Below are 14153 nucleotides of genomic sequence, written 5' to 3'. Positions count from 1 at the left end.
GGGTGGAGGCGTCAGTCGGGGAGCCACTCCTTCCAGATGATCTTGTTAGCGTCGATCCACTTCTGGGCCGCCCGGCCGGCGTCCAGGCCGTTCTCCGTCATGTCGTTCGCCACCGCGTTCTGCTGGTCGTTGGTCCAGGTGAAGTTCCTCACCAACTCGTAGGCCCCACCGCCGGTGTCGGCGAACCGCCTGCTCACGATCTTGTCGAGCAGGTAGGGCGGGTAGTCGCACCTCACCTTGGCGGGGTCGGCGTCGCAGCCGATCGCGTACGGCGGAAGGTTGACCTTCGCCAGCTTGACCTGGGTGAAGAGCCACTGCGGTTCGTAGAAGTACATCAGCAGCGGGGTGCGGTCGCGGGTCGCCCGTCTGGCGGCCTCGATCAGTGCTTTCTCGCTGCCCGCGTAGACGACCTTGTAGTCGAGGTCGAGATTGCGCACCAGGGCCTCGTCGTGCGTGACATATGAGGCGTCCCCGTCGAGCAGTTGGCCTAAATTGCCAGACTTGTCAGTTTTGAAGAGATGGGCGTACTTGTTGAGCTGTCGCCAGTCGGTGATGTCCGGATACTCGTCCACCATCCACTGCGGGACGTACCAGCCGATGACACCCCTGCTGCCGTTTCTTCCCGCGGAGACCGCGACCTTTTTCTCCTCGATGTAGATCTGCTTCTCCGCCTCCCGTCCCCAGTTCTCCACGATCACGTCCACCGTGCCCTTTTCGAGGCCCTCCCAGGACTGGGCCTCGTTGAGCTCGACCGTCTGCACCGGGTAGCCGAGCTCCGTGGTCAGCAGCCGCCCGAGGACCGCGGCGCCGGCCTCGTAGCCCGCCCAGCCGTTGACGGCGATCCGCACCGGCCTGTTGTCGGCGGCCGGCGCGGACGGCTGCTCGCCCGCGCACGAGGTGAGCGGCAGGACCAGCGCGGTGACCGCACCGAGCACCGCGGCGCGGGCGAGCGTCGAGAGGCGGCCGACTGCCGGAAGGCGGGCGGGTGGGCGCGGCCTGCGAACCTGGCTCGCGGCGTCGCCGGGTGTGGCCACGTTCTCCTCCAGGGCCCGTCGCTCGGATCCGGTGAACCGAGGACGTGGTGGACTGCGGACGTAGGAGGTCACGATATGGGGTGACTGTGATGACCCACAATGTTGTGATCTTCCAGGGGCGGCGTGATTCCGTCCGGCCCTCCTGAGCCGCCGAATGGAACGATGCAAACGATTGTGCGGACCGGTAAATGTGCGACAGGGGTATTCGGACCACTGAAACAGGTGTTCCAGTCGCAGCTGGAGCTCCAGGTTCTGGTCACCGCTTCACCAGGAATACGCATTTATTGAGCTGTGTTCGCTTGGCCCCATAGGTTGAGATGTGCTCGAATTGCCGGGAACCGCGGGAAATTCGACCAGGGGTTCATCCACCGAGAGGCAGCGTTCGGTGAGCACACAGAGGATCCAAGACGCGGGCAGCGGCCTACGCCCGCGGAACTGGCGGGTGCGTCGGCGCCTTGTCGCGCTCATCCTGGTGCCCACGATCGCCGCGGTGCTGCTCGGCGGGGTCCAGGTGCTCGCCTCGATAAGCGCCTCGGACGACTACCGGCGGATCAACGACCTCGCCCGGCTCTCCGGCCACGTCGGCGCGCTCACCCACGAACTGGCCGAGGAACGTGACCACACCGCCTGGTTCATCGCCCTCGGCCGCCCCGCGAGCGGGGTGGAGAACGTGCGGGCCCGGATGGACCTGGTCGACGGTGCCGTGACACGCGTTCGCGAGAGCGGCGCCCTGCTCGGCGGGGAGGTGAGCGGCCGTACCCGGGACGAGGTCGAGACCGCGATCACCCGCCTGGACGACCTCCCCCCGCTGCGTACCCAGGCCCTGGGGTCGACGCTGCTGCCCGACGCGGTCATCGCCGCCTACAGCCTGGTCATCGCCGATCTGATCTCCCTCCACGACGAGCTCGGCAAGGGCACGGCCGACGACGTCCTGTTCGGCCAGGCCCTGACCCTGGACGCGCTCGCCCGCGCCAAGGAGGCGGTCTCGTTCCAGCGGGCGCTGCTGACCGTGGTGCTGGTGGCGGGGCGGTTCGAGCAGGAGCAGATGGAGTGGTTCCTCGGCGCGCTCTCCACCGAGCGCAACGAGAGGAGGACCTTCGCCGCCGAGGCCGGAAGCCGGGACCGCCGCCTCTTCGACGAGGCGGTCAACGGCCGCACCGCCGACCGCGCGGAGTTCCTCCGCGAGCTGGTCCTGCTCCGCGCGGCCTCCGGCACCTCGCTGAAGGGGCTGGACCTGGCGGAGAAGGACGACGCCAAGGAGTGGTACGACGCGGCCACCGTCGTCGTCGACCACATGCGCGGAGTCGAGGAACGGCACGCCCGGGACATCGTGGTACGCAGCCAGCAGCTCGGTGACGCCGAGCAGAGCCACGCCCTGATGGTCGCCATGGCCGTCGTCACCCTGCTGGCGCTCGTGCTGGTGATCACCATCTGGGTGGCGCGCTCGCTGGTCAGCCCGCTGCGGCGGCTGCGCGGGGAGGCGCTGGAGGTCGCCGGGGAGCGGCTGCCCGCCTACGTCCAGCGGGTCCGCGAGTCGCGTGAGGGGGAGGTCGTCGCGGACGTGCCGCCGATCGGGGTGCTCTCCCGGGACGAGATCGGCGAGGTCGCCAGGGCGTTCGACGAGGTGCTCAGGGAGGCGGTGCGGCTGGCCGGCGACGAGGCCAAGCTGCGCAACACGGTGAACGCGATGTTCGTCAACCTCTCCCGGCGGAGCCAGAGCCTGGTGGAACGCCAGCTCAGCCTGGTCGAGCGGCTGGAGCGCGGCGAGCGCGACGACCAGCGGCTGGCGGATCTGTTCAAGCTCGACCACCTCGCCACCCGCATGCGCCGCAACAGCGAGAACCTGCTCGTCCTCGCCGGGCAGGAGGTGGCGCGGCGCTGGAGGCAGCCTGTCGAGCTGATGGACGTGGTCAGGGCGTCGCTGTCGGAGGTGGAGAACTACGAGCGGGTGACGAACCGGGTCCGGGTGGAGGTCGCCGTCGCGGGCCCCGCGGTGAGCGACGTGGTCCACCTGCTGGCCGAGTTGGTGGAGAACGCCGTCTCGTTCTCGCAGACGAGCACCAGGGTCACGGTGTCCGGCAGCCGGATCGAGGGGGGAGGCGTGATGGTCTCGGTGACCGACCAGGGCATCGGCATGACGCTCGACGAGCTCTCCCAGGCCAACTGGCGGCTGGCCAACCCGCAGGCCGCCGACGCCTCGGTCGCCCGCCACATGGGTCTGTTCGTGGTCGGCCGCCTCGCGCTCAAGCACGGCATCCGCGTCCAGCTCCGCCCCCAGGGGTCCGGCCTGACCGCGATGATCCTCCTCCCGGAGACACTCCTCGTCACGCCGCCCCCAGCGCCCCAGCAGGTCGGTTACCCGCGGCTCCCCGCGGCCTTCCCCAAGGGCGTCGCGCCCCTCGCCGGTCCGTCGTTCCCGCAGGCCCCCGGCGCGGGGCCGCCCGGTGCCGAGGGCCCGCCCCCGAGGGTTCCCCTGCTCGCGGCGCCCACCGCGCAGACGTGGCCCGCACCCGCGTGGGACGGGCGGGCGGACGCGGGCGCGCCGAGCGTTTGGAGCCCGCCCCCGGAACGGTCCCGCCCGCGGGGGGAGTTCCCGGAGCCGCGCCCCGACCCGCTCGGCCCCCTCCTCCGTCCGGCCCGGGCGGACGAGACAGGGCCGCCGGCGAAGCAGGACGACTTCCTGCCGATCTTCGCCTCGGTCGAGTCCGCCTGGTTCAGGATCGCCGCCTCCAGGGATCCCGGCGCGGCCACGGGCGACCCCGTCCCGGAAAGCCCTCGCGACGAGCCCGAGCCGTGGTCCTCTCCCGGTGACGGGGGCTGGCAGGCCGCCCAGGCGGCGAGCGCGCCCGCACACGGCGGTACGACCGACGCCGGCCTGCCCAAACGCACCCCCAGGGCGAACCTGGTGCCCGGCTCGGTGGCGCCGCTCGCCCGGTCTCGGCCGAACCCGGGACCGGGATCGGGACCGGGCGCGGCCCCGGTCTCGGCCGAGCGGCTCCGTGACCGGATGTCGAGCTTCCAGCAGGGCGTGCTCAGGGCGCGCAACGAGCTCCCGAACCGGGACCGATAGCCGTGCGGGCCGACGACTCCGACGGTGGGCGGGACGGGCGCTTCGGGTACGAGCCGGAGTACGGCGAACCGGTCGAGGAGGAGAGCTCGCTGGTCCGGATGTACGCCGTGACCGGAGGGCGGATCGTGCCGAGCGCCAAGCTCGCCATGGAGGCGATGGTCTCGACCTCGACCCCGGCCCAGCTCGGCCTGTCCTACATCCGGGAGTACCGCCTCATCAGCGATCTGTGCCGCCGGATCCGCTCGGTCGCGGAGATCTCCGCCCTGCTCGGCGTCCCTCTCGGGGTGACCCGCGTCCTGGTCTCCGACATGGAGTCCGAGGGCCTGGTGCGGATCCACCGCCCCAAGGTCGACGCGGCGGGTCCCGGTCCCGACCTCCTCGAACGCGTCCTCAGCGGCCTCGACCAGATCTGAGGCCCGCCGGGGTCAGCTCTGGGCGAGCCACCACCTGGCGGCGACCAGCTCGGCCACCAGGGTCTCGGTCAGGAGTGCCACGTCGGGGTCGTCGTCGTGGCGGTAGCGGACGGCGGCCTTGGCGCCGGGAAGGTCGCCGCCGACGGCCAGGACCGTGGAGCCGCGCTGCCGGATCCAGTCCATGGCCTGCTCGTCGTAGCGAGAGCCGGGGAACAGGATGGCGCGGTAGTCCAGGGTCTTGGTGAGGTAGACGTCCACGTGGGCCCAGTCGCCGGTCTCGCACGCGTCGGCCGCCCTGCGCGGTCCCTCCCGGAACATCAGGGCGGACTGCTCGGCGGAGGACAGGTGCTCGGCGGGGGCGATCGTGTAGACGCCGTGCGGGCCGTCGAGCAGTGCCGCCGCCGGCTCCAGCCACTCGTCGCGGCGCTCCAGCAGGTCGGCGGTGGCCTCGGCCGTACGGCGGAGCAGCGCGGGTGAGTCCCCGCCGGAGGCGGTGAGGCGGTTTCCGAGCGCCAGGAGCAGGGCGAGGGTGTGCTGGAAGGTCCGGCAGGCCACACCGCCGCGCTCCTCGCCGGCCAGCATCGGGACCACCAGGTCGGCGCCCTCGGCGACCGGCGAGCCCGGCGCGTTGGTCAGTGCGAGGACGAAGGAGCGACCACGTACGCGGGCGACCGCGTCGAGGGTCTCCCTGCTGCCACCGGTGGCGGAGATGGCGACCACCAGGGTGTCCGGGCTCGGCGGGTGACTCAGGGCGGCGGAGGCGTACTCGGCCACCGCGTCCACTCCGGCGGCCCGCAGGCGCAGCGCGGCCACCCGGGCGGCGTACCGGGAGCTGCCCATGCCGAGGAAGACCACCCGCCGGATCCGGGAGGGGATTCCGCAAAACGGGTCGTCGGCCTCCAGGGCGCTCGCCAGGCCGGTCAGCGCGGCGGGCTTGGCCTCCAGATCGGCGAGGTACAGCTCGGGAATCACGTGCTCTCCTTCATCGGTTTCACCGGTCACCGGTAACGGGACCGCAGTACGCCCATCGGGGCGTAGCGCCAGCGGGGGAGGTGCCGGGCGGCGTAGACCAGCTCGCGGCACTCCTGTTCGATCTCGAACGGGCGCAGCAGGGAACGGTCCAAAAGCTCGGCGTGGCCCAGTTCGGCCAGACGGTCCGAGTAGGCCGACTCCAGGGTGGCGCGGGCCGCGACGGCCCACTCGGCGATCATCGCCGGATCGGCGTCGCGGCGCCTGACCGCGACCTGGCCGACGTGTTCGAGGCTCGTGGTGAGCTGGGCGAGGTCGCGGGCGGCGGGCTGGAAGGGGGCGGCGTCCGCGACGGTCGGGTTGCCGTCGAAGTCGATCACCGCGTACCCGCCCCGCCAGCGGAGCAGCTGGCCGACGTGCAGGTCGCCGTGGATGCGGATCAGCGGGGTGGCGCCCGCGGCGGCCAGCGGAGCCAGGTCGGCGCGGAGCGCGTCGGCGTGGGCCGCGAGCCACTCGCCGTCCTCGCCGTCGGTCAGCGCCAGCGCCTCCTCCAGCGCCTCGCCGGCCCGCAGCGACCAGGGGCCCTGCGCCGTGCGTACCGGGTCGGGGAAGGTCGCCGACGGGGTCGCCATCGCCGCGTGCAGGTCGGCCGAGAGGGCGCCCAGGTCGGCGGCGAAGGAGGTGCCGAAGGAGACGGCCTCGTCCACGCACCACTCCCAGCCGTCCCTCGCCTCGGGAAGGTAGGCGGTGACGAGGGCGAGCAGCGTCTCGGAGCCGTCGTCCGCGCGCCGGGAGAGGGCCGCGTAGGGCGTGGCGGTCGCGGTGAAGCCGACCGAGGTCAGGTGCGCGAACATGTCGGGCGCGGGCGCCGGGAGTGGTATGGGCGGGGTGAGCCACTTGACGACAACCCGTTCGCCGACGACCACGGAGTGGTTGGTCTGGTCGACGTCGAAGCCGCGCTCAACCGTCCCGGCGGCTCCGTCGATCCATGACAATTGAGTGTCGGTTGAGATAACTGTGGCGGCCGGGGAGGGAAGCGGATGGAACCGGCGCACGCTGAAGGGGGATGGATCCACGCTGGTCAGAGCATCGAGGAGCGCGCTGCTCCGTCCGTCGCCGGCTCGGGGAACCGTGTCGAGCCGGTTCCAGATTGAAGCTGGATTTAACAAACGGACCCAACTTTCCGGGGGTGATGTCGTGGGAAGTCTTGCTCAAGATAATGTTGACTGCAACACTCCTGCTTTGGTCTGCCGTGTCCCCAACGGCCGGTCTACCCCACTTACACTGAATTCTGAAGGAGTAGCGGCCGTGTCCCGCACTCGGTACCCCCGTAATCTTCCGGCTGTCGCCCTGGCCGCCGGCCTCGCGCTCGCAGTCTCGGCATGTGGCGGGGAGGCCGCGGACACCGCCGCGCCCGCCGCCAGCGCCTCGGCGGCGCAGCTCAACCCGAACGCCGACCTGTCCAAGCAGAGCCTCACCATCTCCGTCTGGGACGGCTACACGCCCAAGGAGCTGGCCACCGAGGTCAAGGAGAAGCTCAAGACCGAGCTCAAGGTCACCCTGCACGACACCAATGAAGTGATCATGGCGAAGCTCACCGGCGGCGCCGACACCGGTCTCGACGTGGCCTTCGTCTCCGGTCAGTACGCCCAGGCCCTCAACGAGGCCGGCCTGCTCGAGCCGCTGCACCCCGAGCTCATCCCGAACCTGGCGAACCTCTACCCCGAGGCCAAGGAGCTCTCCTACGACAAGGGCAACGTCTTCTCGGTCCCCTACACCTGGGGCACCACCGGTATCTGCTACCGGACCGACCTGGTGAAGACCGCCCCGACGAGTTGGAACGATCTCCTCAACCCGCCGGAGGAAGCGGTCAAGAAGGTCACCATGATGACCACCGAGCGCTGGCTGGCCCTGCCCGCCATCAAGGCGCTCGGCTACTCGGTCAACACCAGGAGCGACGAGGAGATCGCCAAGGTCAAGGAGGCGCTGCTGAAGGCCAAGCCGAAGCTGCTCGCCTACGACGACACCACCTTCGGCGAGAGGCTCAAGACCGGCGAGGCCGTGATGGTCGAGGCGTGGGACGGCTGGTGCCCGACCACCGAGAAGAACATCAAGTTCGTGGTGCCCAAGGAGGGCAGCGACCTGTGGGTGGACACCATGGTCGTGCTGAAGTCCTCCAAGAACAAGGAGGCGGCGCACGCCTTCATCAACTACATCCTGGACCCGAAGGTGCACGGCTGGGCCGCGGAGAACATCCTCTACAAGGTCCCGAACAAGGCCGCGATGGACGCGATGAACGCCGAGCTCAAGGCCGCCAACGCGCCGCTGCAGATGAGCCCGTCCGACCTGCTCAAGGGTGAGTCGATCATCGACCTGGGCGAGGACTCGCTGAAGTTCACCAGGCTCGCGACCGAGGTCGCGGCCCAGCAGTGACACGCTCCACCGCTTCCGGCGCGTCCGTGCGATCACGGGCGCGCCGATCGCGTGCCCTGGGCAGGCTCGTCTTCCTGGGGCCCGGACTGACATACCTGATCGTCCTGCTGCTGATCCCGCTGGCGTTGCTCATCAGCTTCACGGTGTTCCGCAGGGGCCGCTTCGGCGGCGTGGTCTACGAGCCGACGGGCGAGAACTTCACCCGGCTGCTCGACCCCCTCTATCTCGACGTGCTGATCGGCTCGCTGAAGCTGGCCGCGATCGCCACGCTGATCGCCCTGCTGGTCGGCTACCCGACGGCCTACCTGATCGCCCAGCTGCCGCGGAAGTGGAAGACGATCGCGCTGGTCGCGGTCGTGCTGCCGTTCTGGACCAACTTCCTGGTGCGCATCTACGCCTGGATCGTCCTGCTGAGCGGTCCCGGGCTGGTCAACAGCACCCTGATGGACCTGGGACTGATCGACAAGCCGTTGGAGCTGCTCTACAACCAGGGCACCATCGTCACCGGCCTGGTGTACTCCTACCTGCCGCTGATGGTCCTGCCGCTGTACGCGGCGATCGAGAAGCTGGACCCGCAGCTCCGCGAGGCGTCGGCCAACCTCGGCGCCGGACCCGTCCGCACGTTCGCCTCGGTGACGCTGCCGCTGACCCTGCCGGGCGTGCTCACCGGTTGCCTGTTCGTGTTCGTACCGAGCTTCGGCAACTTCATCATCCCCGAGCTGCTCGGCGGTGGCCGTTCCATCATGGTCGGCAACCTGATCAGGGACCAGTTCCTCAAGGCACGTGACTGGCCGTTCGGGTCCACCCTCGCACTGGCGCTGATCGCCGTGCTGATCGTCCTGCTGCTGGCGCAGGCATGGAGTGCCCGACGTGCGTAGATCCCGACTGCTGTACGTCCCCTTCTGGGTGACCTACGTCTTCCTCTACGCGCCGATCGTCGTGCTCGTCGTGATGTCCTTCAACTCCGGTGAGTCCCCCTACGTCTACGAGGGCTTCAGCCTGAAGTGGTACGGCGCGCTCGCCGAGAACGCCGCGATCCGTGAGGGCCTGGTCAACACGCTGATCGTCGCGGTGGGCTCCACGGTGCTGGCCACGGTGCTCGGCACCCTGCTGGCCGTGGGCCTGGCCCGCCACACCAGATCGCGGGCGCTCGACGCGCTCGGCGTGCTGCCGGCCGTCCTGCCGGACCTGGTGCTGGGCATCGGCCTGCTGGTGTTCTACGCCACGATCAAGTCGACGCTCGGGCTGCACTCGGTGCTGCTGGCGCACACGGTGTTCGGCATGGCGTTCGTGACCGCGGTGGTCCGCACCCGGCTCACCCACGCCGACACCTCCCTGGAGGAGGCGTCCAGGGACCTGGGCGCGACGCCGTTCACCACGTTCGTCCGGATCACCCTGCCGCAGCTGGCGCCGGGCATTCTGGCCGGCGCGCTGCTCGCGTTCACCCTCTCGATCGACGAGTTCGTCATCGCGTTCTTCACGGCGGCGCCCACCACGCCGACCCTGCCCATCGTCATCTACTCAATGGTCCGCTTCGGGGTCACCCCCGAGATCAACGCCCTGGCCACGCTGCTGCTGCTCGTGAGCTTCACCGCGGTGATCGTGACCCAGCGGATGACCCGACTGACGGAGTCGCTGTCCTAATGCTGAAGATCACGGGTGTCAGCCGTCGGTTCGGTGACGTCACGGCGCTGTCGGACGTCTCCCTGGAGATCCGGCAGGGCGAGTTCTTCGCGTTGCTCGGCCCCAGCGGCTGCGGTAAGACGACACTGCTGCGGATCCTGGCGGGCTTCGAGTCGCCCGACGAGGGCACCGTCACGCTCGACGGCGACGACCTGCTCGGCCGGGCGGCCCACCGCCGCCCGGTCAACCTGATGTTCCAGTCGTACGCGCTCTTCCCGCACATGACCGTGGCCAAGAACGTCGCGTACGGCCTGGAGCGGGAGAAGCTGGGCAGGGCGGAGATCCGCAGCCGGGTCGACGAGGTCCTGGAGAAGGTCGGGCTGGCGGCCATGGCCGGGCGCAAACCGCAGCAGCTCTCCGGCGGCCAGCGCCAGCGGGTCGCGCTGGCCCGCGCGATCGTCAAGCGGCCGCGCCTGCTGCTGCTGGACGAGCCGCTGTCCGCGCTGGACAAGAAGGTGCGCGCGGAGATGCAGCTGGAGCTCAAGCGGCTGCAGAACGAGGTCGGCATCACCTTCGTCGTGGTCACCCACGACCAGGAGGAGGCCATGTCGCTGGCCGACAGGATCGCGGTCTTCAACGCCGGCGGGGTCGAGCAGGTGGACGCCCCGGTGGAGCTGTACGAGCACCCGCGCACGCCGTTCGTCGCCGGCTTCGTGGGGGCCAACAACATCTTCGAGGGCAGGGCCTGCTCGGTCGGCCTGGCCGCCGAGGAGCTCGGCATCCTCCCCGGGAACTCGGGCCTGCCCGACGGCACGTCCGCGTTGCTCGCCGTACGGCCGGAGCGGATCAGGCTGGACGACCAGGGCAAGGGCGTGCTGAGCGGCGAGGTGGTCGACGTGAGCTTCTACGGCGGCATCTCGCACGTGTCGGTACAGGTGGGCGGGCGCCGGCAGCCCGTGCTGGTGGCCACCCAGGGGGCCACCCAGGTCCAGACGGGGTCCAGGGTGGCGCTCGGCTGGGCGGAGGGGGACGGAGTGCTGATCCCTCAATGAGACGAGTTGAGCGGGTGGTTCGTCGCGGTCCTGGCGTAGTCGAGGATGAGTTCCGCCGCCTCCTGCGGGCCGATCACCGGGTGGCGGGCCGTTATGCGATAGCCGTAAGCATCCTCGAGCGCGACCAGGTTGCGGGCGATGAGCAGGGAGTCGCCCGACAGCCTGAAGGTCTCCAACGCGGCCCCGGTGTCCAGGATGCTTTGGTAGAGCGAGACCTGGCGATCGTAGAGGGTGGTCAGCAGCAGGGCGTACATCCTGTTGCGGGGCGCGGCTCCGCCGAGTTCGTTGAGCAGCCGGACGTCCGGGTCGTCCGGGCCGTGCGGCAGCCCCGAGCGGACGGTCACGACAAGCTTCTCCGCGGGGTCACGCATGCCTTTGATCCGCTTGAGCCGCTGCTCGTAGAAGCGCTCCATCCCGGCGTGGTGGGCGTCGACCAGCAGTTCGCTGAGACGCGGGTAGTGGTACAGGACGGCACCGGAGGTGAGTCCGGCCTCCTCCGCGACATGGTTGAGGTGCACTCCCTCGGTGCCGTGCCGGATGATCGCCCGATGTGCGGCCGCGATGAGATCCAGGCGCCGGTCCGCCCGTCCCTTGCGCGTCATATTCCCCCGCTCATTGAAAACCACGCTCTGTGCCGGGGTCCATAGTGACCGTTTTCCAGGTTTTTTGCTAGCCGAGAATTTCACCATTCTTCAAAAGCCGCAACCTCTAGACGTAAGGAGGCGTGATGTCCCTCACGATCCTGTTCATGCCGGAGAGCGCCTACGGGCCGACGAACAACTGCATCGGCATCGGTGACATTCTTCGTAAGCGTGGGCATAGAGTCGTTTTCGCAGCTGAGGCCTCCTGGAAGGGGAAATTGGAGGCCCTCGGATTCGAGGAGGACCTGGTCGATCTCGCGCCGCCGACCGAAGAGGAGCAGGACGCCGGACAGTTCTGGAAGGACTTCATCAGGGACACCGCGCCGGAATACCGGAAGTCGACTCTGGAGCAGCTGGAGACGGTCACCAAGCCGATCTGGGAGGCGCTTATCGACGGCGCCAAGTACTGCGAGCCGCAGTTGAAGAAGATTATCGAGCGCGTCCGGCCGGACGTCATCGTCGAGGACAACGTCATCACCTTCCCGGCGCTGCTGACGGCGGGCAAGCCGTTCGTCCGGATCGTCTCCTGCAACCCGCTGGAGGTGCGCGGCGAGGGCGTCGCCCCGGTCTTCTCCGGGCTGCCCGCCGACGACCGGTCGCAGTGGGGTGCCTTCAACGCCGAGTACGACCGCACCCACCGCGAGATCTGGACCGCCTTCAACGAGTGGGTCGTCGAGCAGGGCGCCGACCCGCTGCCGGACCTGGACTTCATCCACGAGGGTGACCTCAACCTCTATGTCTTCCCCGAGATCGCCGACTACGTCGACGCCCGGCCGCTGGGCGACTCCTGGCACCGCCTGGACTCCTCGGTGCGCGAGACGGACGGCGGCTTCGAGCTCCCCGCGTCGCTGGCCGGCCGGGACGGCTCGCTGGTCTACTTCTCGCTGGGCTCGCTCGGCTCGGCGGACGTCGCGCTCATGCAGCGGACCATCGACGTGCTGGCCACCACCCCGTACCGCTTCATCGTCTCGATGGGTCCGCTGCACGAGGAGATCAAGCTGGCCGACAACATGTGGGGCGCCGAGTTCGTCCCGCAGACCAAGATCATTCCTATGGTCGACCTGGTCATCACGCACGGCGGCAACAACACCACCACCGAGGCGCTGCACTTCGGCAAGCCGATGATCCTGCTGCCCCTGTTCTGGGACCAGTACGACAACGCGCAGCGCGTCCACGAACTCGGCTACGGTGTGCGCCTGTCCACCTACACCTTCTCCGACGAGGAGCTGACCGGCGCGCTGGACAGGCTCCTGGGCGACGGCGCGCTCCGCGAGCGCCTGGCAGCCGCGGGCGAGGAGATCCGCGGGCGGGACGGCCTGCGCAGGGCGGCCGACCTGATCGAGCAGGCCGGGGCCTGACGGCTCTCCGCACCACCACGACGAGGGAAGTTCCATGGGCAAGTTGATCAATCCGGCGACCGGCGAGCTCCTGGGGGAGATCGCCGACACCCCGGTCGAGGAGGTGGCCGCCGCCGTGCGGCGGGCCCGCGTGGCGTTCCGGGAGTGGAGCGCCGCGACGCCGGCCGAGCGGGCCAGGGTGCTGCTGCGCTTCGCCGATCTCGTCGAGGCCGACGCCGAGGAGCTCACCCGGCTGGAGGTCATCGAGACGGGCAAGCCCGCGGCGGTCTTCCGCGACGGCGAGCTGCCGTTCGCGGCGGACAACCTCCGCTTCTTCGCCGGGGCGGCCCGCTCGCTGGACGGCACCGGTGCGGGGGTGCTCAGCTCCGGCTACACCTCGCTGCTGGTGCGTCGTCCGGTCGGTGTCGTCGGATCGATCGCCCCGTGGAACTTCCCCCTGGTCATGGCGGTGTGGAAGATCGGCCCCGCGCTCGCCGCGGGGAACGCGGTGGTCATCAAGCCCGCACCGCAGACGCCGGGCACCACGTTGCGGATGGCCGAGCTGTTCGCCCGTGCCGGCGCGCCCGAAGGGCTGCTCCAGGTGGTGCTGGGCGGTGCCGAGGTGGGCGAGGCCCTCGTCACCGACCCCGGCGTCGACATGGTGAGCGTCACGGGCTCCACCGCGACCGGCCGCGCGGTCATGCGCGGCGCCACGGGCTCCCTGAAGCGGGTCCACCTGGAGCTCGGCGGCAAGGCTCCGGCGCTGGTCTTCGGTGACGCGGACCTGTCCGAGATGGCCAGGGGCGTCGCGATGGGCGCCACCTACAACACCGGCCAGGACTGCACGGCCGCGACTCGCGTCTACATCTCCCGGGAGGTGTACGACGAGGCGGTCGAGGCGCTGCACGCGACGCTGGCGCGGATCAGTGTGGGCGACCCCTGGGATCCGGCCACCGACATCGGCCCGCTGATCTCCGAGGGACACCGCGACCGCGTGCACGGCTTCGTGGAGCGTTCCGTCGCCGCGGGCGCCTCCGTGCTCTGCGGCGGCGCCCCGCTCGAAGGGCCCGGGTTCTACTACCCGCCCACCCTGGTTTCCGGCGCGACCCAGGACAGCGAGATCGTTCAGGGTGAACTTTTCGGTCCGGTACTGATCGCCCTGCCCTTCGACGGAGAGGACGAGGCGGTCCGGCTGGCCAACGACACCGTCTACGGGCTGGCCTCATCGGTCTGGTCCAGGGACGTGGCCAGGGCACTGCGCGTGTCGCATCGGCTCGACGTGGGCGTGACCTGGGTGAACGACCATCTGCCCATCGCCTCTGAGGCGCCGCACGGCGGGGTCAAGGGGAGCGGCTTCGGCAAGGACATGAGTCAGGAGGCGGTTGGGGAATACTCTGTGACCCGCCACCTGATGATCAAGCACCAGGCTCCGGAGGTGAAGGATTCCTTCCGGCCGGCCTGAAAACTTTGTAGCCGTATGTCCTTTTTGCGGGGATTTGTCGGCATTTACTCCATTCGAAGTGACATAAAGGATGTGCTCAAATTGCTTTCGCCGCTTCCAAATCCGGCGAGGGGTTACGT

12 protein-coding genes are annotated in these 14153 nt (G+C 69.6%); 8 read left to right on the top strand and 4 right to left on the bottom strand.

Going from position 1 to position 14153, the window contains the following annotated elements:
- Positions 1-11: 11 nt before the first annotated feature.
- Positions 12-1034 carry an ABC transporter substrate-binding protein gene (locus tag AB0J58_RS03565; RefSeq protein ID WP_364209682.1) on the bottom strand — a complete coding sequence of 341 codons (1023 nt, stop codon included), beginning with the start codon at positions 1032-1034 and terminating at the stop codon, positions 12-14.
- A gap of 442 nt (positions 1035-1476) precedes the next feature.
- Here AB0J58_RS03565 and AB0J58_RS03560 point away from each other — a divergent pair, with 442 nt between their 5' ends.
- A complete protein-coding gene (locus tag AB0J58_RS03560; protein WP_364209679.1) occupies positions 1477-4104 on the top strand; it encodes a nitrate- and nitrite sensing domain-containing protein in 2628 nt (875 codons plus the stop codon).
- A gap of 2 nt (positions 4105-4106) precedes the next feature.
- Complete coding sequence (locus AB0J58_RS03555; RefSeq protein WP_364209676.1) at positions 4107-4517, top strand: DUF742 domain-containing protein; 411 nt, start codon at positions 4107-4109, stop codon at positions 4515-4517.
- A 12-nt stretch (positions 4518-4529) separates the two neighbouring features.
- On the opposite strand, the gene AB0J58_RS03550 is transcribed toward AB0J58_RS03555, so the two are convergent.
- Both AB0J58_RS03550 and AB0J58_RS03545 read right to left on the bottom strand, forming a co-directional pair.
- Positions 4530-5489, bottom strand: coding sequence for an SIS domain-containing protein (locus tag AB0J58_RS03550; RefSeq protein ID WP_364209673.1), 960 nt, complete (start codon positions 5487-5489; stop codon positions 4530-4532).
- Positions 5490-5515: 26 nt separating this feature from the next.
- Positions 5516-6481 (bottom strand): hypothetical protein, encoded by a 966-nt coding sequence (locus AB0J58_RS03545; RefSeq protein WP_364209671.1) that lies wholly within the window; start codon positions 6479-6481, stop codon positions 5516-5518.
- A 313-nt stretch (positions 6482-6794) separates the two neighbouring features.
- Here AB0J58_RS03545 and AB0J58_RS03540 point away from each other — a divergent pair, with 313 nt between their 5' ends.
- Genes AB0J58_RS03540 through AB0J58_RS03525 form a run of 4 tightly spaced genes read left to right on the top strand, consistent with a single transcriptional unit; the run spans position 6795 to position 10594 of the window.
- Positions 6795-7919 (top strand): spermidine/putrescine ABC transporter substrate-binding protein, encoded by a 1125-nt coding sequence (locus AB0J58_RS03540; protein ID WP_364209668.1) that lies wholly within the window; start codon positions 6795-6797, stop codon positions 7917-7919.
- A gap of 26 nt (positions 7920-7945) precedes the next feature.
- Complete coding sequence (locus AB0J58_RS03535) at positions 7946-8797, top strand: ABC transporter permease (protein WP_364209665.1); 852 nt, start codon at positions 7946-7948, stop codon at positions 8795-8797.
- On the top strand, positions 8790-9563 hold the full coding sequence (locus AB0J58_RS03530; protein WP_364209662.1) for an ABC transporter permease: 774 nt from the start codon (positions 8790-8792) through the stop codon (positions 9561-9563). The genes AB0J58_RS03535 and AB0J58_RS03530 overlap by 8 nt, the downstream gene beginning before the upstream one ends.
- The gene (locus AB0J58_RS03525) at positions 9563-10594 is read left to right on the top strand and encodes an ABC transporter ATP-binding protein (protein WP_364209659.1); all 1032 of its coding nucleotides are present in this window, start codon (positions 9563-9565) and stop codon (positions 10592-10594) included. Before AB0J58_RS03530 ends, AB0J58_RS03525 begins: the two co-directional genes overlap by 1 nt.
- On the opposite strand, the gene AB0J58_RS03520 is transcribed toward AB0J58_RS03525, so the two are convergent.
- Entirely contained in the window at positions 10588-11196 is a 609-nt protein-coding gene (locus AB0J58_RS03520; protein WP_364209656.1) for a TetR family transcriptional regulator, read from the bottom strand. The two genes, AB0J58_RS03525 and AB0J58_RS03520, sit on opposite strands and share 7 nt — an antisense overlap.
- Positions 11197-11321: 125 nt before the next feature.
- Here AB0J58_RS03520 and AB0J58_RS03515 point away from each other — a divergent pair, with 125 nt between their 5' ends.
- Both AB0J58_RS03515 and AB0J58_RS03510 read left to right on the top strand, forming a co-directional pair.
- On the top strand, positions 11322-12593 hold the full coding sequence (locus AB0J58_RS03515) for a glycosyltransferase (RefSeq protein ID WP_364209653.1): 1272 nt from the start codon (positions 11322-11324) through the stop codon (positions 12591-12593).
- Positions 12594-12627: 34 nt separating this feature from the next.
- Positions 12628-14034, top strand: a complete 1407-nt coding sequence (locus tag AB0J58_RS03510; RefSeq protein ID WP_364209650.1) for an aminobutyraldehyde dehydrogenase — start codon at positions 12628-12630, stop codon at positions 14032-14034.
- Positions 14035-14153: the final 119 nt, after the last annotated feature.

It is taken from the genome of Streptosporangium sp. NPDC049644 (genome assembly GCF_040675205.1).
In the GTDB taxonomy this organism is placed as follows: Bacteria; Actinomycetota; Actinomycetes; order Streptosporangiales; family Streptosporangiaceae; genus Streptosporangium; species Streptosporangium fukuiense.
The sequence above is the reverse complement of the archived record's forward strand: the minus strand, read 5'-3'. Positions and strand labels throughout refer to the sequence as shown.

Bases quoted from the DNA above. Each gene is read 5' to 3' on its own strand.
- AB0J58_RS03525 (WP_364209659.1), top strand. From the start codon at position 9,563: ATGCTGAAGATCACGGGTGTCAGCCGTCGGTTCGGTGACGTCACGGCG.
- AB0J58_RS03520 (WP_364209656.1), bottom strand. From the start codon at position 11,196: ATGACGCGCAAGGGACGGGCGGACCGGCGCCTGGATCTCATCGCGGCC.
- AB0J58_RS03515 (WP_364209653.1), top strand. From the start codon at position 11,322: ATGTCCCTCACGATCCTGTTCATGCCGGAGAGCGCCTACGGGCCGACG.
- AB0J58_RS03510 (WP_364209650.1), top strand. From the start codon at position 12,628: ATGGGCAAGTTGATCAATCCGGCGACCGGCGAGCTCCTGGGGGAGATC.